This is a genomic window from Streptomyces avermitilis MA-4680 = NBRC 14893 (genome assembly GCF_000009765.2).
Classification (GTDB): domain Bacteria; phylum Actinomycetota; class Actinomycetes; order Streptomycetales; family Streptomycetaceae; genus Streptomyces; species Streptomyces avermitilis.
On the sequence record NC_003155.5, the window covers coordinates 3,084,693 to 3,104,702 of the forward strand.

General features: G+C 68.9%; 14 protein-coding genes. 3 read left to right on the forward strand and 11 right to left on the reverse strand.

Going from position 1 to position 20,010, the window contains the following annotated elements; translation table 11 throughout:
* Positions 1 to 4 precede the first annotated feature (4 nt).
* From dapB to eccD, 7 genes are all read right to left on the reverse strand, one after another.
* Positions 5 to 757 (reverse strand): 4-hydroxy-tetrahydrodipicolinate reductase, encoded by a 753-nt coding sequence (gene dapB / locus SAVERM_RS13160; protein WP_010983958.1) that lies wholly within the window; start codon positions 755 to 757, stop codon positions 5 to 7.
* Between the two features lie 24 nt (positions 758 to 781).
* Positions 782 to 2,161: a M16 family metallopeptidase gene (locus SAVERM_RS13165; protein ID WP_010983959.1), complete on the reverse strand. Its 1,380-nt coding sequence runs from the start codon at positions 2,159 to 2,161 to the stop codon at positions 782 to 784.
* Complete coding sequence (locus SAVERM_RS13170) at positions 2,158 to 4,374, reverse strand: polyribonucleotide nucleotidyltransferase (RefSeq protein ID WP_010983960.1); 2,217 nt, start codon at positions 4,372 to 4,374, stop codon at positions 2,158 to 2,160. Before SAVERM_RS13170 ends, SAVERM_RS13165 begins: the two co-directional genes overlap by 4 nt.
* 347 nt (positions 4,375 to 4,721) lie before the next feature.
* Positions 4,722 to 5,009 (reverse strand): 30S ribosomal protein S15, encoded by a 288-nt coding sequence (gene rpsO / locus SAVERM_RS13175; RefSeq protein WP_005479656.1) that lies wholly within the window; start codon positions 5,007 to 5,009, stop codon positions 4,722 to 4,724.
* A gap of 218 nt (positions 5,010 to 5,227) precedes the next feature.
* Positions 5,228 to 6,613, reverse strand: coding sequence for an outer membrane protein assembly factor BamB family protein (locus SAVERM_RS13180; RefSeq protein ID WP_048894236.1), 1,386 nt, complete (start codon positions 6,611 to 6,613; stop codon positions 5,228 to 5,230).
* Positions 6,614 to 6,930: 317 nt separating this feature from the next.
* Entirely contained in the window at positions 6,931 to 8,433 is a 1,503-nt protein-coding gene (locus SAVERM_RS13185) for an outer membrane protein assembly factor BamB family protein (RefSeq protein ID WP_010983962.1), read from the reverse strand.
* A gap of 154 nt (positions 8,434 to 8,587) precedes the next feature.
* The gene (gene eccD, locus SAVERM_RS13190) at positions 8,588 to 10,096 is read right to left on the reverse strand and encodes a type VII secretion integral membrane protein EccD (protein ID WP_010983963.1); all 1,509 of its coding nucleotides are present in this window, start codon (positions 10,094 to 10,096) and stop codon (positions 8,588 to 8,590) included.
* Positions 10,097 to 10,430: 334 nt separating this feature from the next.
* Here eccD and eccCa point away from each other — a divergent pair, with 334 nt between their 5' ends.
* The 3 genes from eccCa to SAVERM_RS13205 all read left to right on the forward strand — a co-directional run bounded on the left by eccCa (position 10,431) and on the right by SAVERM_RS13205 (position 16,290).
* A complete protein-coding gene (gene eccCa, locus SAVERM_RS13195) occupies positions 10,431 to 14,402 on the forward strand; it encodes a type VII secretion protein EccCa (RefSeq protein ID WP_010983964.1) in 3,972 nt (1,323 codons plus the stop codon).
* Between the two features lie 146 nt (positions 14,403 to 14,548).
* A complete protein-coding gene (locus SAVERM_RS13200) occupies positions 14,549 to 14,869 on the forward strand; it encodes a DUF397 domain-containing protein (RefSeq protein ID WP_010983965.1) in 321 nt (106 codons plus the stop codon).
* A 131-nt stretch (positions 14,870 to 15,000) separates the two neighbouring features.
* Positions 15,001 to 16,290, forward strand: a complete 1,290-nt coding sequence (locus SAVERM_RS13205) for a hypothetical protein (RefSeq protein ID WP_010983966.1) — start codon at positions 15,001 to 15,003, stop codon at positions 16,288 to 16,290.
* Positions 16,291 to 16,324: 34 nt separating this feature from the next.
* Here the strand turns inward: SAVERM_RS13205 and SAVERM_RS13210 are convergent, their stop codons facing one another.
* The 4 genes from SAVERM_RS13210 to SAVERM_RS13225 form a co-directional block, all read right to left on the reverse strand.
* A complete protein-coding gene (locus tag SAVERM_RS13210) occupies positions 16,325 to 17,413 on the reverse strand; it encodes a hypothetical protein (protein WP_010983967.1) in 1,089 nt (362 codons plus the stop codon).
* Positions 17,414 to 17,856: 443 nt separating this feature from the next.
* Entirely contained in the window at positions 17,857 to 18,156 is a 300-nt protein-coding gene (locus SAVERM_RS13215; RefSeq protein WP_010983968.1) for a WXG100 family type VII secretion target, read from the reverse strand.
* 80 nt (positions 18,157 to 18,236) lie between these two features.
* The gene (locus tag SAVERM_RS13220; protein WP_010983969.1) at positions 18,237 to 18,587 is read right to left on the reverse strand and encodes a WXG100 family type VII secretion target; all 351 of its coding nucleotides are present in this window, start codon (positions 18,585 to 18,587) and stop codon (positions 18,237 to 18,239) included.
* A 119-nt stretch (positions 18,588 to 18,706) separates the two neighbouring features.
* The gene (locus SAVERM_RS13225) at positions 18,707 to 19,933 is read right to left on the reverse strand and encodes a S8 family serine peptidase (protein ID WP_282957454.1); all 1,227 of its coding nucleotides are present in this window, start codon (positions 19,931 to 19,933) and stop codon (positions 18,707 to 18,709) included.
* Between the last annotated feature and the right edge of the window lie 77 nt (positions 19,934 to 20,010).

Below are 20,010 nucleotides of genomic sequence, written 5' to 3' on the forward strand. Positions count from 1 at the left end.
TCCGTCAGTTCAGGTCCAGGAAGTGCTCCAGGCCGAACGTGAGGCCGGGAGTGGTGACGACACGGCGGGCGCCGAGCAGGATGCCCGGCATGAAGCTGCTGTGGTGCAGCGAGTCGTGGCGGACGGTGAGGGTCTCGCCCTCGGCGCCGAGCAGCACTTCCTGGTGCGCGAGCAGGCCGCGCAGGCGGACCGCGTGCACCGGGACACCGTCGACGTTCGCACCGCGGGCACCGTCCAGGGCCGTCACCGTGGCGTCGGGCTGCGGAGCGCTGCCCGCCTTGCGGCGGGCCTCGGCGATGAGCTGGGCGGTGCGCGTGGCCGTGCCGCTGGGGGCGTCCACCTTGTTCGGGTGGTGCAGCTCGACGACCTCGACGGACTCGAAGTACGGCGCCGCGAGCTGCGCAAACTTCATGGTCAGCACGGCCCCGATGGAGAAGTTGGGCGCGATGAGCACACCCGTCTCCGGCGACTGGGCCAGCCAGCCCTTCAGCTGCGCGAGGCGGTCGTCGGTCCAGCCCGTCGTACCGACCACGGCGTGGATGCCGTGGCGTACGCAGAAGTCGAGGTTGCCCATCACCGAGGCCGGCGTGGTCAGTTCGACGGCGACCTGGGCGCCGGTGTCGGCCAGCGTCTCCAGTTTGTCGCCTCGGCCGAGGGCGGCCACCAGTTCCATGTCCTCGGCTGCCTCGACGGCTCGTACCGCCTCGGATCCGATGCGGCCCTTGACACCGAGGACCGCCACGCGCAACTTGCTCATGTTCTTGATTCCTTAGTCGAGGACTTACGCGACCGCTTCGTGCAGACGGGACGCCTGCTTGTCCTTGAGCGGGCCGATGACCGACAGCGAGGGCCGCTGTCCCAGGATGTCGCGGGCGACCGAACGGACATCGTCCGGGGTGACCTCGGTGATCCGGGCCAGCATGTCGTCGACGGACATCTGCTCGCCCCAGCACAGCTCACTCTTGCCGATACGGTTCATCAACGCACCGGTGTCCTCCAGGCCGAGGACCGTGGAGCCCTTGAGCTGGCCGATGGCGCGGGCGATCTCGTCGTCGGACAGGCCGTGCTCGGCGACGTGGTCGAGTTCGTCCCGGCAGATCTTCAGCACGTCGTGGACCTGGCTCGGGCGGCAGCCCGCGTACACGCCGAACAGGCCGCAGTCGGCGAAACCCGAGGTGTACGAGTACACGCTGTAGGCCAGGCCGCGCTTCTCGCGGACCTCCTGGAACAGGCGCGAGGACATGCCGCCGCCGAGCGCCGTGTTCAGTACGCCAAGGGCCCAGCGGCGCTCGTCGGTGCGGGCGAGACCCGGCATGCCGAGGACGACATGGGCCTGCTCGGTCTTGCGGCCGAGCAGCTCGACGCGGCCCGCGGTGCGGATGGCGCGGCGGCCGTCGCGCGGGGCGATCGGGGTGGCGTCCGGCTGCTTCAGGGCGCCCGCCTTCTCGAAGGCGGCGCGGACCTGTCGTACGACCTTGTTGTGGTCGACGTTGCCCGCGCACGCGACCACGAGGTGGGTCGGGTCGTAGTGCTTCTTGTAGAAGCGGCGGATGCGGTCCGCGGTGAGGGCGTTGACCGTGTCGACCGTGCCGAGGACCGGGCGGCCGAGCGGGGTGTCGCCGAGCATCGTGTGCGCGAACAGGTCGTGCACACAGTCGCCCGGGTCGTCCTCGGTCATCGCGATCTCTTCGAGGATCGCGCCGCGCTCGACGTTGACGTCCTCTTCGAGGATGAGCGAGCCGGTCAGCATGTCGCAGACCACGTCGATGGCGAGCGGCAGATCGGTGTCGAGCACGCGCGCGTAGTAGCACGTGTACTCCTTCGCCGTGAACGCGTTCATCTCGCCGCCGACCGCGTCGAGGGCCGACGAGATGTCCAGGGCGCTGCGCTTGTGCGTGCCTTTGAAGAGCAGGTGCTCCAGGTAGTGCGTCGCGCCGTTCAGCGTGGGCGTCTCGTCGCGGGAACCGACGTGGGCCCAGATCCCGAAGGTCGCCGAGCGTACCGAGGGCAGCGTCTCGGTGACGATGCGCAGGCCGCCCGGGAGGGTGGTCTTGCGGACCGTACCGATGCCGTTGACGCCCTTGACGAGGGTTTGGGTACGGGCGACGGCCCGCGCCTCCGAGGAGGTGCGGGCCGTCGCCGTGGAGCTACGAGACGTCACTTGTCGGTGTCGTCCTTCTTCTCGTCGTCGCCTTCGCCCTCGACCACGGGGATGAGGGAGAGCTTGCCGCGGGAGTCGATCTCGGCGATCTCGACCTGGACCTTGGCGCCCACACCGAGCACGTCCTCGACGTTCTCCACGCGCTTGCCGCCGGCGAGCTTGCGGATCTGCGAGATGTGCAGCAGACCGTCCTTGCCCGGGAGCAGCGACACGAACGCACCGAAGGTGGTCGTCTTGACGACCGTGCCCAGGTAGCGCTCGCCGACCTCCGGCATGGTCGGGTTGGCGATGCCGTTGATCGTGGCGCGGGCGGCCTCGGCCTGCGAGCCGACCTGGGCACCGATGTAGATGGTGCCGTCGTCCTCGATCGTGATCTCGGCGCCGGTGTCCTCCTGGATCTGGTTGATCATCTTGCCCTTGGGGCCGATGACCTCACCGATCTTGTCCACGGGGATCTTGACGGTGATGATCCGCGGGGCGTTCGGGGACATCTCGTCCGGCGTGTCGATCGCTTCCATCATCACGTCGAGGATGTGGAGGCGGGCGTCGCGGGCCTGCTTGAGGGCCGCGGCCAGGACGGAGGCCGGGATGCCGTCCAGCTTGGTGTCGAGCTGGAGGGCGGTCACGAACTCCTTGGTGCCGGCGACCTTGAAGTCCATGTCGCCGAAGGCGTCCTCCGCACCGAGGATGTCGGTGAGGGCGACGTAGTGCGTCTCGCCGTTGATCTCCTGGGAGATCAGGCCCATGGCGATACCGGCGACGGGGGCCTTCAGCGGCACACCGGCGTTCAGCAGCGACATGGTGGAGGCGCAGACCGAGCCCATGGACGTCGATCCGTTGGAGCCGAGGGCCTCGGACACCTGACGGATCGCGTACGGGAACTCCTCGCGCGTCGGCAGGACCGGCACGATCGCGCGCTCGGCGAGCGCGCCGTGGCCGATCTCGCGGCGCTTCGGGGAGCCGACGCGGCCGGTCTCGCCGACGGAGTACGGCGGGAAGTTGTAGTTGTGCATGTAGCGCTTGCGGGTCACCGGGGAGAGGGTGTCCAGCTGCTGCTCCATACGGAGCATGTTCAGGGTGGTGACGCCCAGGATCTGGGTCTCACCACGCTCGAACAGCGCCGAGCCGTGCACACGCGGGATGGCCTCGACCTCGGCGGCGAGCGTACGGATGTCCGTGACGCCTCGGCCGTCGATGCGGACCTTGTCCTTGATGACGCGCTCGCGCACCAGGGACTTGGTCAGCGAGCGGTACGCGGCGGAGATCTCCTTCTCGCGACCCTCGAACTGCGGGAGCAGCTTCTCGGCGGCGATCTCCTTGACGCGGTCCAGCTCGGCCTCGCGGTCCTGCTTTCCGGCGATGGTGAGCGCCTGGGAGAGCTCGCTCTTGACCGCGGCGGTCAGGGCCTCCAGGACGTCGTCCTGGTAGTCGAGGAAGACCGGGAACTCGCCGGTCGGCTTGGCGGCCTTCGCGGCGAGGTCGGCCTGAGCCTTGCAGAGCACCTTGATGAAGGGCTTCGCGGCGTCCAGACCGGCGGCGACGACCTCCTCGGTCGGCGCCTCGGCGCCGCCCGCGACCAACTGGATGGTCTTCTCGGTGGCCTCGGCCTCGACCATCATGATCGCGACGTCGCCGTCCTCCAGGGCGCGGCCCGCGACGACCATGTCGAAGACGGCGTCCTCGAGCTCGGTGTGCGTCGGGAACGCGACCCACTGGCCGTTGATCAGCGCGACGCGGACGCCGCCGATCGGGCCGGAGAAGGGCAGGCCGGCCAGCTGCGTGGACGCGGACGCGGCGTTGATCGCGACGACGTCGTACAGGTGGTCGGGGTTGAGCGCCATGATCGTCGCGACGACCTGGATCTCGTTGCGCAGGCCCTTCTTGAAGGACGGGCGCAGCGGGCGGTCGATCAGGCGACAGGTGAGGATCGCGTCCTCGGAGGGACGGCCCTCGCGGCGGAAGAAGCTGCCGGGGATCTTGCCGGCGGCGTACATCCGCTCCTCGACGTCCACCGTGAGGGGGAAGAAGTCGAGATTTTCCTTGGGCTTCTTGGAGGCGGTGGTGGCCGACAGCACCATGGTGTCGTCGTCCAGGTACGCGACGGCGGAGCCGGCGGCCTGCTTGGCCAGGCGGCCCGTCTCGAAGCGGATGGTGCGGGTGCCGAAGGAACCGTTGTCAATGACGGCCTCGGCGTAGTGGGTCTCGTTCTCCACTAGCGTTTTCTCCGATACTTTTCGTCTTTTGTCCCGGGCTGCCCGTGTGGCAGGGGGACGGTGGTCGGAGAAGCGCTCCACTGGTGCGGGCCGGTCTTCGATCGAAGCACCCGGGGCTCACTTCCCCCGGGGGCCACTACCGAGGACCGGCGGCGGCGAGGTGCGCTTCTCCTCGTTGGGTGTGGCGTGCCGTCATCGCTGTGCGCTGTCGGTGTACCACGTTGTGTGTCGTACGTATTGCGTTGTGCTACCACACTACAAAGGGGCAGCGACACTCCGCACGTTTCCGTACGTACAGCAAAGGGAGCGGCCCCCTAAGTCATGGGAACCGCTCCCTTCACGGCGTCTTACTTGGCGCCCGCCGCACCGCGGCGGATGCCCAGGCGGTCGACCAGCGCACGGAAGCGCTGGATGTCCTTCTTGGCCAGGTACTGCAGCAGGCGGCGACGCTGACCGACCAGGATCAGCAGACCACGACGGGAGTGGTGGTCGTGCTTGTGGGTCTTGAGGTGCTCGGTCAGGTCCGAGATCCGGCGCGAGAGCATGGCGACCTGGACCTCGGGGGAGCCGGTGTCGCCCTCCTTGGTACCGAACTCGGTGATGATCTGCTTCTTCGTAGCGGCGTCGAGCGACACGCGTACTCCTCGTAGTCTGAAAGAGGCCACCGAGTGCCCCCGGTCTTGGTCTCGGGGGAGCTTCCGTTACTCGGGAGGCGGGGATCCGCTGGGCGCGGCCTCCAGATCCCTGGGCGATCCTTGCGGCGCCTGGGGCGGGGTCCGGGGGTGCGTACACGAACGGCCGTTACACAGGGTACCAGGCTGTACGGAGGCGCTCGGCCGAGGTCCTGGGGCGGTCAGCCGCTGGTCTCGAACCCGTCGGCGAGCCATTCGCTCTCCCCTTCGCCGTCCTTGTTCACCGGCCCGTCGATGGTGGTGGCGGCGAAGAAGATGCGGCCGTGCTCGTAGCGGACGTCCAGGTAGTCGAAGAACGACATGCCGTCGGTGCCGAAGAGCAGGAGCAGCGTCTCCTTCCCCGACGCGGTGTCGATGCTCACGGCGGCGCTGGGCGCGTATCTGGAGACGGAAGACCGGTAGGCGATGAGTCTGTCCCCGCTCATCCGGACGGGGTACATGGGGCGGCCGACCTTGGCGTCGAACTTCCGGACGCTCTTCCCGGTGGCCAGGTCGAAGGCGACGATCTCGTTGGCCACCTGGCCGTGGGCGCTCCCCGCGACGTAGTCGCGCCCCTGGGTGGCGACGTACAGCTGCCGGTCCCCGACCACCACGGCCTCGCAGGTCTCGACCGGGCCCGTGATGTCCGTGGCGCACTTGGTGACGTACCTCTGGCCGGGCACCGAGAGCGAGGCGCGGACCGTGCCCCGGTCGCTGAGGGAGATGAGGTCGGTGATCTCGGGGGCGCCCGCCGCGACGGCGATGACGACGGGGGACGAGGAGACCAGACGGACGTCCTGGACCCCGGGGTCCACCTGGTAGGTCCACAGTGACTTCCCGGTCCTGGGGTTCGTCCCCTCCACCCGGAACCGCCTGTTGTCCGCGTTCCCGCACTTGACGAGGCGCACGAGGGCCTTGCCCCCGGCGTACCCGCTGTCCCCGCAGACCGCCCCGGGCACATGCGACCAGAGCAGCTTCCCGTCGGCCATGGCGTACGCCGCCGAGCCGTCCTTCCAGGAGGCGATGACCTTTCCGCGCGTCATGGTGACGGTGGCGGGCACAAGTTCCTTCTCGGGCAGCTTGACGTGCCACAGCCGCTTGCCCGTGTCGATGTCGAACATGGCGATCTCGTCGCAGGGGCCGCTCATGACCCCACCGCTCGGGTCGGTTCTGGTCGCCTCGCCCGAGAAGGCCACGGCGGTACGGCCGTCCACGGTGACGTGTGGGGTGGCGGCGCAGACAGCGCCGGGGAAGCCGATTTTCCACGCTTCCTTGTTGGTCGCGATCTTGAACCCGGTGATGCGGTTGCCCAGGGTCTTCGCGAAGACCTTGCCGGTCGCCCAGGTACCCGTGGCCTCGATGGTCTGGCCCGCCTTGACGCCCTTGGCGCGGCGCGTGACCGCTGTCGCCCCTTCCGGCGTCGCCGGGCGCCGCTCGACCGTCTCCCGGATGGCGTCGGGATCTTGCCGGGAGGCCGTCGGGCGCTGGTCGGAGGGGGTGTGGGAAAGTCCCCAGATTCCCGCGCAGAGCACCGCGACAGCGGCCGCCGCGGCACCGAGGATCCGCAACCGACGGCGCTTCCTCCGGTTCTCGGATTCCAGGGTGGATGCGGTGTAGGGAGACGGCGGAGGACCGAAACTCACTGGAACGGGGCCTTTCTGCCTGCTGGGTTGACGGAATCGCCGCCCTCACGGACGTACCTTCGCGATCCCCTGACCAGGGGGAACGGCGGCAAGTAGGCCAGCCGTACAGCTCGTTGACACAAAAGGAGGACCTGAACGGCGGATTCGATCCGGAGCCCACGCCGCACGGCGGGGGACCCGCCACGGAGTGCCCGGAGCGGGACAAAGGGGCGGCACGCGCGCGTTGCCGCCCCGGCTCTTGCTCAGTGGCTGACCCCGGCGCTCCCCACTCCGATCGCTGCCAGCACCGGGTCCTTGGGGTGCTTGTCGTCGGCGGTCAGTTCCCGCTTCGCGAAGAAGACCCTGTCCTTCTCGACGATGATGTCCGACTGTTCCGGGTCGCTCAGCTCGGACTCCTCGTCCTCCGGGAGGTGGAAGAGGAGGAACGGTGACTCCTTGTCGGTACGGGGGTTCCAGCGCACCACGGCCGCCGGTCCGACGCTGCCGAAGGTCCGCCGGTAGATCAGAAGCTCGTCGCCGCTCATGCGCAACGGAAGAACCGACTGGAAGGAGCGTCCGTCGAACTTCCCCGCCGTCTTGCCCGTTCTGACATCGAACGCCACGATCCAGTTCGCCGGCTGAGCGGCGTCGAAGCCCTCCTTGGTGGCGACGTACATCTGCTTGCGCCCCACGACCATCTTGTCGCAGTTCTCCATCACACCGAAGTACGGCGCCGCGAAGTAGCGCTGCCCGCACCCGGGGTCGTAGCGATTGCCCGCCAGAGAGACCGTGGCGAGGTGTTTGCCCTTGTCGTCCAGCGTGATCAAGTCGGTCACCGTGATGTCCCCGGCCGCGACGGCGAGGACCGGCGGATCGGACGAGGGCATGTACACGGCCTGGATGCCGCCGGCGACCTTGTACGTCCAGTCGGCCCTGCCCGTGCGGGGGTCGAGCTTCTGCACCTCGTACTTGGTGTCGGGCGCCTCCCCGCAGCTGACCAGGGCGAGCAGGGCGCGACCGCCGGCGAAGCCCTCGTCCTCGCAGTTGGAAACAGCGGTGCTGTCCCAGAGCTGCTTGCCGTTCTTCATGTCGTAAGCCACCGAGCCATGCCTCCAGGCCACGGCGACGACGCCTCGCGTGAGAGTCAGGTTCGTGTTCGTCACGTAGGCCTGGTTCGCCGAGGGCATCTTCGCCTGCCAGAGCTTTTTGCCGGTGTCCAGATCGAAGAACACCACCTCGTTGCAGACGCCCGCGGTCTTGGAGCCCTCGGGCTTGCTGGGCTGAACGACGACCGCCGTACGACCGTCGGCTGTGACATGTCTGCTGGTGGCGCAGATGTGGCCGCCGAGCTCGAGGGTCCAGGCCGCCTTCTCGCTCTGGGACTGGATCTTGTAGCCCACGACCTTGCGGGCAATACCCTTGGCGAAGATCTTGCCCGTGGCCCAAGTGCCGGGCGCGTAGCGCGGGTCGGTGGTGTTCTTGGCCAGGCCGTCCTCGCTGTGTTCGATCACCAGCCGGCCCTCGGGTGTGCTGGGGATCTTCTCGACCGTCTCCCTGATCTCATCAGGGCGCTGCGAGGCGGCGGCCGCCTTGCCATCGGCCGGTGCGTCGTCGCCCGCGGACAACAGGAGCCAGCCGCCCACGCACAGCACGGCGACGACGAGTGCGGCCACGGCGCCCACCACCTTCATGCGGCCGCGGCTGCGGGCCTGGTCCGCCGCCAGTGCGGATTGGGTGTAGACGGACGGTGGTGGGCCGAAGCTCACGTTGGGAGGCCTTTCTGACAGTGGTCGTGTCTCGACGGTGATCACGGCTCGGTCCGCGCCGGGGCTCGGCCGGTCGGCGTGGTCCGGGCCGAGCCCGAGGTCATGGGGTGTGGGGTATCAGCGCGGGCAGCGCGTGCCGAGCAGGGCCGGTCCCCTAGCTGGTCATGGCCCGCGCCTGCGCGTACACGTCGAAGACAGCCAGAGCCAGCGGGATCAGCGTCAGCAGGACGAAACTCTCGGCGATCTCCAAGAAGCGTCCCCAGAAGGGGGTCACGCCGCGCTTCGGAGTGACCAGGCCGATCGCGGTGACCAGGACGGTGGCCGCGGCGACCGCCGCGGCGAGCCAGACGCTGCGGATGTCGAGGGCGGTGGTGTCTCCCTGGAGAGCACCGCGCCAGTACCCCTGCGGCGGGTTCAGGGCGAGCCCGAGGCCAAGGAGGACGAGAGCCGCGAGGCCGGCGGCCAAAGTGGCGCCGACCTGCGCGGTGTAGCGGAACAGATGGGCACGCATCAGCATCGCCACGCCTGTCGCGAGGGCGAGGAGTTGTGCCCACGCGTTGCTGGAGAAGCCGAGGACGACCGACGCGCCTACGGAGACCAGCGCACAGCCGCCGACCAGACCGACGAGAAGTTCGTGACCGCGGCGGGCCTGGGCCGCGACGCGCTCGGCGTCGACGGGCTCCTGGGGGGCGGGCTCGCCCGGGTCGTAGCCGCCGCGGGACGGGTTGGGCGGTTCGAAGCCGATGGGCAGCCGGGCGAAGCGCATGGACAGGCCCGGCAGGAAGGCGAGTGCGCAGACCGAGAGCGGGGCGCAGACGGCAGCCGTCTCCATGGGTTTCAGATCCGTGAGAATCGCGATGAAGGTGGTGAGCAGGCCGATCGTGGCCGCGAAGACGAACGCCACGAAGGGCCCGTCGCCCCTCGGCGACACCAAGGTGAGCACCACGGACGCGACCAGGACCGCCGTGCAGGCGAGCAGGAACTGGAGCCGTCCGATCCCCTGCCCGTCGGAGAGCGGCAGCAGCCCGGAGCCCGCCACCGCGACGTTCGGCAGGGCGCCGAGCCCCAGAGCGACGGCCGAGCCCCGGTCGTCGTACACGCGGGCGCGGACGCACGCGAGGGTGACCAGGAGGATGCCGGCGACGGCGGCCAGGACACCCTGAAGGCTGTGCATGTCGTGGCGGATCTGGGAACTCCAGACCACGAAGGCGAGCAGTGCGGGCAGGATGCCGCCCGCGACGAGACCGGCCGTGCGCGTCAGTTCGCCGCTCCACAGGCTGCGGTCGCGGGTGACGGCGGAGGCGACGGCTTCGGAGACGTCGTCGAAGACGGCCGGCGGAAGCGACTCGGAGAACGGGCGCAGCGTGAGCAGTTCACCGTCCAGGATGCGCTGGGCCGCGAACGAGCGGGCGCTGTCGAGGACGGACCCGTCGCGGCGTACGAGGGAGTAGCCGACGGGGGCGCCCTCGGCCGGACTCTGCTGGGACAGTCGCAGGATTTCCGGGTACAGGTCGGCGACCGGTACGTCATCGGGCAACGCCACATCGATCCGGCTGTCGGGCGCCACGATGGTGACCCGGCAGAAGCCGAGTCCTGCGCCCGCCCCGGCAGGGGCCGTGGTGCCCGCTCCGCCGGTCGCGCCGGTCGGCACGGAGGCCGTCATGCTCACCTGCTGTTCCCCCTCGATCAGTGGTGCGCACAGCTCTGCGGGCGACCGCGGACGTCCGCCCGTGGAGATCCTGTGCACGTTGCGCCGCGACCCCGCGGGGTCGGCCCCTTGTGCCGTCGTGCCGGTCACTTCGAGGTGAGCGGCTGTCCCGAACCACGCCCAATGCCCGTTTTTCCTGGGCCGATCCGCGGCTGCTCACGCGTACCACCGGCACCCTACCGCCCACCGTTGTCAGCGGTCGTCAGTAGGATCGCAAACAGCGATCGGCGTCCGCCCGACACGGGGCGGCGGACGGAACAACTCGGTCCGGCAAGGGAATTGGTGCGAAGTGAGCCACATCGTGGTCAAGCGTCCGCCTCGGGCGCTGCCGTCCGAAGTGCCCACGGAAGAGGTCGTACTACAGCCTCCGCCGGAGCTTCCGCGCGGGCAGCAGGAGGGCGCTCTGATGCAGCTCCTGCCGATGCTCGGCATGGGCGGCTCCGTGGTGTTCTTCTTCAATCCGCAGGCGCAGCCCTTCATGAAGATCATGGGCATGGTGATGGTGGCCTCCACCATCGCCATGGGCATCTCGATGCTCATCCGCTACCGCCGCGGCAGCCAGGGACAGATGGCGGACATGCGCCGCGACTATCTCCGTTACCTGTCACGGACCCGGCGTGCCGCCGCGGACGCCGCGAAGGCACAGCGCGACGCGCAGTACTACTTGCACCCTTCGCCCGAGCAACTGTGGGCACTGGTCGCCGAGGGCAGTCGAGTATGGGAACGACGCACCAGCGACGAGGACTTCGCGCAGGTGCGCGTGGGTCTCGGACCGCAGGCGCTGGCGACCCCCCTAGTGCCGCCGGAGACCGCCCCGGTCGACGAGCTGGAGCCGCTGACAGCGAGCGCGATGCAGCGTTTCCTGGCCACGTACAGCGTCCTCGAGGAACTGCCGATGGCGGTGTCGCTGCGCGCCTTCTACCACGTCACGGTCAGCGGCGAGCCGACGACCGTACGGGGCACGGCCCGCGCCCTTGCCGCCTCGCTTGCGTCCCTGCACTCCCCCGAGGACCTGGTCATCGCGGTCGCGGCCGCCCGTGAGTCGCTGCCCGAGTGGGAGTGGGCCAAGTGGCTGCCGCACACCCAGGCACCGGGCCTCGCGGACGGAGCGGGCAGCCGGCGTCTGATCGCCGGCGACCCGATGCAGTTGGAGGAACTGCTCGCCGCCCGCCTGGAGGGCCGCCCGCGGTTCCACCCGGCGGGCGCCCCGGTCCCCGAGCAGCCGCACCTGGTCGTCGTACTCGACGGTCTCTCCCTGCCTCCCACATCGATACTGGCCAGCCCCGAGGGCCTGCAAGGGGTGACGGTCCTGGAGGTCGTGCCCGGCAACCTCACCGCCGGTCGCGGCGACCTCTCCGTCGTCGTACACCCGCAGCTGCTGCGCCTGGAGTCGGCGCAGGGTTCGGTCTACGACGGCACGCCGGACGTGCTCTCGTACGAGGCCGCGGAGGCGCTCGCCCGGCAGCTGGCGCCGCTGCGCGTGGCGACGGGTGGGGACGACGACGAACCGCTCCTCGCCAACCTGGAGTTCACGGATCTGCTGAACCTGGGCGACGCCGCGTCCGTCGACACCAAGCGAACGTGGCGGCCGCGCTCGCAGTCCGAGCGGCTGCGCGTACCGATCGGTCTCGGCGAGGACGGCCGGCCCGTCATGCTCGACCTCAAGGAGGCGGCGCAGGAGGGCATGGGCCCGCACGGCCTGTGCGTCGGTGCGACGGGTTCCGGCAAGTCGGAGCTGCTGCGCACGCTGGTGCTCGGCCTCGCGGTCACCCACTCCTCGGAGACGCTGAACTTCGTCCTCGCGGACTTCAAGGGTGGTGCCACGTTCGCGGGGATGGCCCAGATGCCCCATGTGGCGGCCGTGATCACGAACCTGGCGGACGACCTCACCCTCGTCGACCGCATGGGCGACTCGATCCGAGGTGAGCTCAACCGCCGCCAGGAGATGCTGCGCGACGCGGGCAACTACGCGAACATCCACGACTACGAGAAGGCGCGCGCGGCCGGTGCCCCGTTGCAGCCGATTCCGTCACTCGTCCTGGTGATCGACGAGTTCTCCGAACTGCTCACGGCCAAGCCGGACTTCATCGAGATGTTCGTGCAGATCGGCCGTATCGGGCGTTCGCTGGGGGTGCATCTGCTGCTCGCTTCGCAGCGCCTGGAGGAGGGCCGCCTTCGGGGCCTGGAGACCTACCTCTCGTACCGCATCGGTCTGCGGACGTTCTCGGCGGCCGAGTCGCGTGCGGCGCTCGGTGTCCCCGACGCGTACGAGCTGCCGAACGTTCCGGGTTCCGGTTTCCTGAAGTTCGGCACCGACGAAATGGTGCGCTTCAAGGCGGCGTACGTGTCCGGGGTGTACCGCTCCGGTTCCTCGCAGGCCGCGGCGCTCGGCGGGCCGCTTCCGGTGGACCGGCGCCCGGTGCTGTTCACGGCGGCCGAGGTGCCGGTGCAGTACCTGCCGGTGCCGCAGCAGCGCCGGCAGGCCCCGGACGAGAAGGACGACGCGCTCGCGGACACGGTGCTCGATGTCATCGTGCGCCGTCTGGAGGCGCAGGGGCCTGCGGCGCATCAGGTGTGGCTGCCCCCGCTGGACAGCCCGCCGGCGCTCGACTCGCTGCTTCCGGGCCTCGCCGCGGTGCAGGGTCGCGGCCTCACCCAGCCCGGATACGAGGGCGCGGGACGGCTCGTCGTCCCGGTCGGTATCGTCGACAAGCCGTACGAGCAACGGCGTGACCCGCTGTGGACCGACTTCAGCGGCGCCGCGGGCCACATGCAGATCCTGGGCGGCCCGCAGTCGGGCAAGTCCACCCTCGTGCGCTCGCTCATCACCTCGTTCGCGCTGACGCACACTCCGCACGAAGTGCAGTTCTACGGGCTCGACTTCGGCGGCGGCGGCATGGCCGCCCTGGCCGACCTGCCGCACGTCGGAGGGGTGGCCTCGCGCCTCGACCCCGAGAAGGTGCGGCGTACGGCGGCCGAGGTGTACGGCGTGATGACGCGCCGCGAGGAGTACTTCCGCACCACGGGCATCGCCTCGATCGCCGACTTCCGCGCCCGCCGCGCCCGGGGCGACATCTCGACGGCCGATCAGCCTTGGGGCGACGTGTTCCTGGTCATCGACGGCTGGGGCAACTTCCGTACGGACTACGAGGCGCTGGAGCCGGTCGTCCTGGACATCGCCGCGCGTGGCCTCGGTTACGGCATCCACCTCGTCCTCACGGCGTCGCGCTCCATGGAGGTGCGTTCGAACCTCAAGGACCACCTGATGAACCGCCTGGAGCTGCGGCTCGGCGACCCCATGGACTCGGAGTTCGACCGCAAGGTCGCCGCCAACGTGCCCACCGGTGTGCCGGGGCGCGGCCAGACCCCGCAGAAGCAGCACTTCATGGCGGCGGTGCCGCGCATCGACGGCCTGTCCTCGGACACGGATCTGGCCGAGGCCACGACCGCTCTCGCGACCGAGGTGACGCGGCACTGGACACAGCCCGGCGCGCCCAAGGTCCGGCTGCTGCCGACGGAGTTCCCGGCGAGTCAGCTGCCGCCCGGTGACAGGTTCCCGAAGCTCGGTGTCTCCTTCGCGCTGGACGAGAACAACCTCGAGCCGGTGTTCGTGGACTTCGAGCAGGACCCGTTCTTCCTCATCTTCGGAGAGAGCGAGTCCGGCAAGTCGAATCTCCTGCGGCTGCTCATCAAGCGCATCACCGAGCGCAACGACGGCAACAGCACCAAGCTGTTCGTGGTCGACAACCGCCGGTCCCTGCTGGACGCCACCCCGGCTACGCACCTGGCCGAGTACATCCCCATGTCGAACCAGATGCAGCACCACATGGACGCCCTGGCCGACCTCATGCAGCGCCGCACCCCGACCGCGGAGGTGACGGCCCAGCAGCTGCGCGACCGCAGCTGGTGGCGCGGCCCGACGGTGTACGTCGTCATCGACGACTACGACCTGGTGTCCACGTCGAGCGGCAATCCGCTGGCAGGCCTCACCGAAATGCTGCCGTTCGCGCGGGACGTGGGCGTGCGGTTCATCATCGCCCGCTCCACGGCCGGCGCGGGGCGGGCCGGCTACGAGACCTTCATGCAGCGCATCAAGGAACTCGGCGCGCAGGGCGTCGTCCTCTCCGGCGACCCGGGGGAGGGTGACCTGCTCGGCGGGGTGCGGCCGCGGCCCATGACGGCGGGGCGGGGCGTGTTCGTGTCACGTCGGCGCGGAAAGCCTTTGATTCAGGTGGGACTTGCGGAAACCGCGGAGTACTGAGGGCCGAGGAGTACGTGCGCAAACTGTCCGGCGCGCGGTGCCGGGCCCCCAGTAGGCTGATCCCTCGGTTGGTTCGCACCCTTCGTGGTTCGCGCCGTTCATCGTTCGCACAGTTCAGCAGGTACGTCGGAGAGGGGCCGCCCACCATGGCCGACACGCAGGAGAACACCGCCGCAGAGACGGTGGACGAGGACGTCAAGGCCCGCAAGGAGCGCGAGAAGAACGAGCTGTACGCGCTCGACATCTCCGGCGTCGAGTGGCACAGCGCACCGGGTACCGAGGAGCACGAGGAGCGCGTCGAGATCGCGTATCTGCCGGACGGGGCGGTGGCGATGCGGTCGTCGCTCGATCCGGAGACCGTGTTGCGGTACACGGAGGCGGAGTGGACGGCGTTCGTCCTGGGCGCGCGGGACGGGGAGTTCGACCTGGAGCCGACAGAGCACAACGGGGGGCTTGCGGCGGAGTAGGCGGAGTAGGCGGAGTAGCTCGCGGGAGGGGCCGGGGGGCTGGGGGCGCCCCGGCCGGGGCGGGGCAACCGTTCGAGCACGCCTCACCCCCGGCGTCAGCCCATGCACCGGCTCCTCGCTAGCCTGCCGGTATGCGCAACGGGGACGACGATCACATCGGACATGACGACGCCGGATCCGCTGCCGGCGGTGCCGGCAACGGGGCCGACCAGGGGGACGCCGCGCTGTCCGCGCCTCCCTCCCCCGTCGGCCGCCGCGCCTGGCTGCGAAGTCACCGGCTGCTCGTCTCCGCCATGGCGACGGCGGTCGTGGCTCTGGCGGTGGCCATCCCCCTGACCGTCTCCGACTCGGCCGACGCGGCGCCCTGTTGGAGCGTTCCCGCCAAGGCCCGCGCCCTGGCGGGTGATCCGGCCGCCGCCCGCAAGGCACTCGACCCGCTGGACGACGCGAGCAACCTGCAGCGGGCCCGTCGGCTGCTCACCCACGACCGCGTCTGCGGCGACGGGGCCAAGGTCCTCGGCCGTATCGTCACCGCCGCCACTTCGGCCACCACCTCCGGCAGCCCGCACACCATGGCCCAGGCCCGCTCCGCCTTCGCGGTCGCCTCGGCGCTCTCACACCGGGAAATCCCGCCCGGCCTGGCTCCGGCGGTGGCCCGCATGCTGGCGGAGTACGTGGTGGACGTGACGCGCGACGTCTCCGACGGCCATGACCGCGACGCGACCGGCCCCGCGGAATCCGCCGAAGGGGCCGCCCTGGACGACACCGGCTTCACGCCCTACGGCCGCTTCCTGGCCCCGCACGAGGCCCACACCAACTTCGGTCTCTACGAGGGTCTGGACAGCGCACACCATGTCTCCCTCGGCGTTGTCATCACCGAGCTGGCCAAGGACCCGGAAGCCTTCGCGATCCTCTACGACGCCGAACGCACCTACTTCGCACACTACTTGGAACGTCTGACCGACCGCGCGGGCGATCCGGCCGCCCGCCTCACCGCCAAAAGCAAGGCCGAGGACAAGAAGTTCGGCGAGGACTGGCACGCGTACGACACCGACTGGCCGGACAACGACCTGGAGGACATCACCGACGTCATCGCAGCCCTCATGCAGGCCCGCACGCGGTACGCGAAGAACGGCACGATCACGGACCTGGCCGCGTTCGACAAGTCGGTGCGCGCCCACACCGACGGCGCCTACCGCCCCGCGGCCGACCGCGTGACCACCCGCCCGCCGATGGGCGACATCGCGGAGCGGCCGCCGTCGGCGCGGGTACGCGGTGACTTGTTCGACGGGCGGCAGCAGTTGTTCACGGTGTACGACGCCTGGGTGCGCGATCGCGACATTCCGGCCGAACGAGCGGGCACACTACGGCAGTTGCTGGACGATCACTATGTACGGGGGTTGTGGCTGGGGCGCTTTTGAGCGTGTCGCGCGGTCGACGCCGCCCGGCATGATGTCAGAAGGAGAACTTCGGCTCGCCCACACACCCGTCGTGCCGCTCCATCTGGTCCGCGACGAACAGCCGCAGCAACCGCCGCTCGTCGGCCTCGCTCACGCCCTCGCTCAGACCGAGGTCGCGCACGCCGTCGGAGGAGTCCAGGGAGAAGTTGGCCGCCTCGCCGTCACAGCGCACCGTGGCCGTCATGGACGACCTCCCGCCGTGCGTGGAATCGCGGGTGACGAACCGATTGCTCCAGTCTCCGTACCAGGCGTACAGGCCGATCGACTCGCCGCCGGCCTCCGTCACCCCCGCCTCCTCCGGCACGTCCAGGTGGCAGGACGCGAGCGGTGCCGCCGCGCTGCCTTCCCCGGACACCCGCCAGTCCACCCCGTCGGGCAGGCCGGCTCCGGCAACCCAGGCACAGGGCGTCTTCTCCGCGTCGGCGAGAACCACCCCCCGGGGATCGTCGCTTCGCCCCGGATCGGCCAGAGCGGCCGCGGCCGCCGTCCTGGTCAACGTCAGCGGATCGGCGCCGCACCCCAGCCGCTTCGACGCCGTGTTGGTGAAGGAGACGGCGGCCCGGTACGCCGTACCGCCCGCACCGACGAGCGCGTCTTCGGCGAAGGAGACACGGGACACCAACCTCCGGGCCCGTCCCTCCGCGTCCTTGCCGAGGTCCGGGCAGGGCACTTGCAGTACAACGTCCCGGAAGCGGTCGACGAAACCGGGAAGGCCGCCCGGAAGCACGGTGTGCGTCGCGGAGCCGTACTCCGGGAAGGAGTCGAAGAACGCCAGGTCCTGGTCGTCACGCCGGGTGTAGGCCGACATGGCCAGCAGGTCCCAGTCGCGCGCGTGGTCGCCCTGCTTGGCGGTGAGCACGCAGGTGTACGTTCCCAGCTGCTCGATCTGCCGGCCCCGGGACTCCTTCAAGTGCGTGTCTTCCGGGATGAGTTGGTCGACCGTGTCCCGGGAGACGGCTCCGTCGCACACGTCCCGGGCGACGGCCCAGTCCTGGACGTAGGGCTCGGCTGTCCAGGCGCCGCCGGAGAGGACCACGGCGGCCGCGACGGACCAGGTGAGCAGGCGGCGGGTGCGGGGGTTCATTGAGAGTGGGGTTCCTGTCGTCTCAGCACACGGTCAGGACGACAACTGTGCTGTCGCTCATGACGAAATCAAGGTCTCCGTCGGCGGCCATCCGGACGTACTGGGGCACGGGGAGTGTGTCTCCCCATGCGCACTTTTGCCGCTGAACACCCGCATTGTCTTGATCTCCACGTCGGATGCGCATGCAAGAGAGTTGAGGGCCCAGACACCTCGCCCCTGCGGCAAGGCGGGCGGGCTCGGTGCGGTCACCCTCGGCGCCGCCGACGATGAAGTTGCGCTCGGGGACGGGCCCTTGCCCTGGGTGGTTCCAATGGCACAGCAAGAGGGTGGGCGTCTCCCGCGCACGCCCACCCTGCGTTGCTTGCTTGCCTTGCTTGCCTTGCTTGCCTTGCTTGCCTTGCTTGCCTTGCTTGCCTTGCTTGCCTTGCTGCTACGACCTCGTACTACAGGAAGTAGCTGGCGGCCTTCTTGTCGCCACCCATGTACGTACCACCGGCCGTACCGACGGCGTGACCGATGCCGGTCAGCGCGGTGTGGATGTCGTTGGCTTCCTTGTCCCACCTGGCGAGCTTGCTGTCGAACGCGTCCTGGGCCGCGCCGTCCCAGTACTGCTTGCACTGGGCCACGAGCTTCTTGAGCTCCTGGAGGTCCTGCTCGAGGGTCTTCGCCTCGTTACCGATACTCGTCGCCGCGAAGTCAAGTGCGTCATAAGTGACTTGCGTTCCGTCTGCGTTGGTCGCCATACCTGTCTACCTCGTCTCGCTCGGTCGTACCGATGACCCTTGATGCACTGCCACTGCCACTGCCATGCGCGCCGCAGTGCTCAGTAGTTGTTGAACGCGGATGCGGTGACCGTCGGAGCGCCGTCCTGAAGGTCGATCTTCTGCACGGCCGCGCGCACCTCGTCCTCGCTGCCGTCCGTGATCTTTCGCGTCTTGTTCACGCCTTCGATGACCTCGGTGAGGATGCCACCCAGGGCTCCCAGGGACTGGTTGATCTCGTACTGCTTCTTGTCGAAAGCGGCACGCCCGATTCCCTGCCACTGGCCCTCAAGTCCGTCGATGACACCCTGAAGCTTGTGCACCCGTGCCCTGATGGCCTCGAACTTGGTGTACATGTCCTGCTCCAGCTTGATTACTGGATCATTGTTGACCTTCATGCCATTGGTGGCCATAACCAGCCCGCCCTTCTTCTGTCTGTTTTCTCAGTCCGACCGTCTCGGCTCCCCGCCGTAACGGTGAGCGCAGTTCCCTGCCCTATACGAACGGTGCAGGGCACAACCGACCGACGACGTCACCTGGCACGTCGCGCCCGCATCACAGCTGCTCCGGCGCCGCCGATCACGATGACCGCGGCGGCTGCGCCCAGCGCAATCCACAGCGAATTACTGTCGTTCGACGACTCCGCACTTGATCCTGCCGCCGATGTCGCGCCACCTGAAGTGTCCTTCGGGGCTTGTGACGAGGCTGATGCGGAAGGGGAGGGAGCCGGCGAGACTTCCGTCACCAGCTCCTCTCCATCCGTCTTGTTCTCCTTGGCGAGCGGGTCGGAGTAGGCGGGGCCGGCGTTGTAGTGGGGGTTTGCCAGGACCTTGCGGGGGCGGACAAGCCCATAGCCCGCGTACTTACTCGGATTGCCCTTCGCCCAAGTACGGCCGGCCGTATCGATCAACGAACGGGTGACCTGATTGACCGTCCAGTCGGGGTGAGCAGACCAGATCAAGGCGGCGGAGGCTGAAGCGATTGCGGCAGCCGGGCTCGTACCGTTGCGATCGTCGCAGTACGAGCGGAAGTTGGCGTTACACCAGCCGGGGAAACCCTCGCCCGGTGCCACCAGGTCGACATAGTTTCCGCTTGAAGAAAACTTCGACACCGTCAAGGACTTATTGGCCGATGCAATGCCAACCACGTAGGGATAGGCGGCGGGATAGTCGATCAAGCCGCTCCCCCCGTCACTCGCATTGTTCCCGACTGCGGCGATCAATAGCTTGCCCTTTGACGCGGCGTATTTGACCGCCGCTTCATCCTCATCGGTGGTCATGCCGCCGAACGACATACTGATGATCTTTGCGTCGGTGTCGGCGGCCGCCCTGAGAGCCTCCCAGGCCTTGGGTGTCTTGTCTTTCTCCGCCCCGCTCTTGAGACCCTCAAGCTGAACGCGATAGGGGACGATCTTCGCACCCGGCGCCAAACCTTGCAGCCCACCGCCGGACCCCGTGCCTGCGATCAACTCAGCCATGCTCGTTCCATGGCCGACGTAGTCGTCCGTGGCGTGGTAGGCAACCGACTTGGGGACCTCACCGGCCAGGACTTGCCCTGTCAACGCGGACGTATCCGCGTTCACCCCTGTGTCGATAAGGGCAATCTTGACGCCTTTCCCCGTGCTGGCCTTCCACATCTGCTCGGCCTGCATCGATTCCAAGTACCACTGTTTCGACTGAGCGTCGTACGCGGCGGCACTCGGGGCGAACCCCATACTCACAACTGTCAGGGCGCCGACGACCGCGCCCACAGCTCGCACTCGCCTCGCGCAGCACGTCCTGAGGATCGCAGTCCGCTCATCTCGTCGACTGGTCCCTGACTTCATGGCTTTGTTAT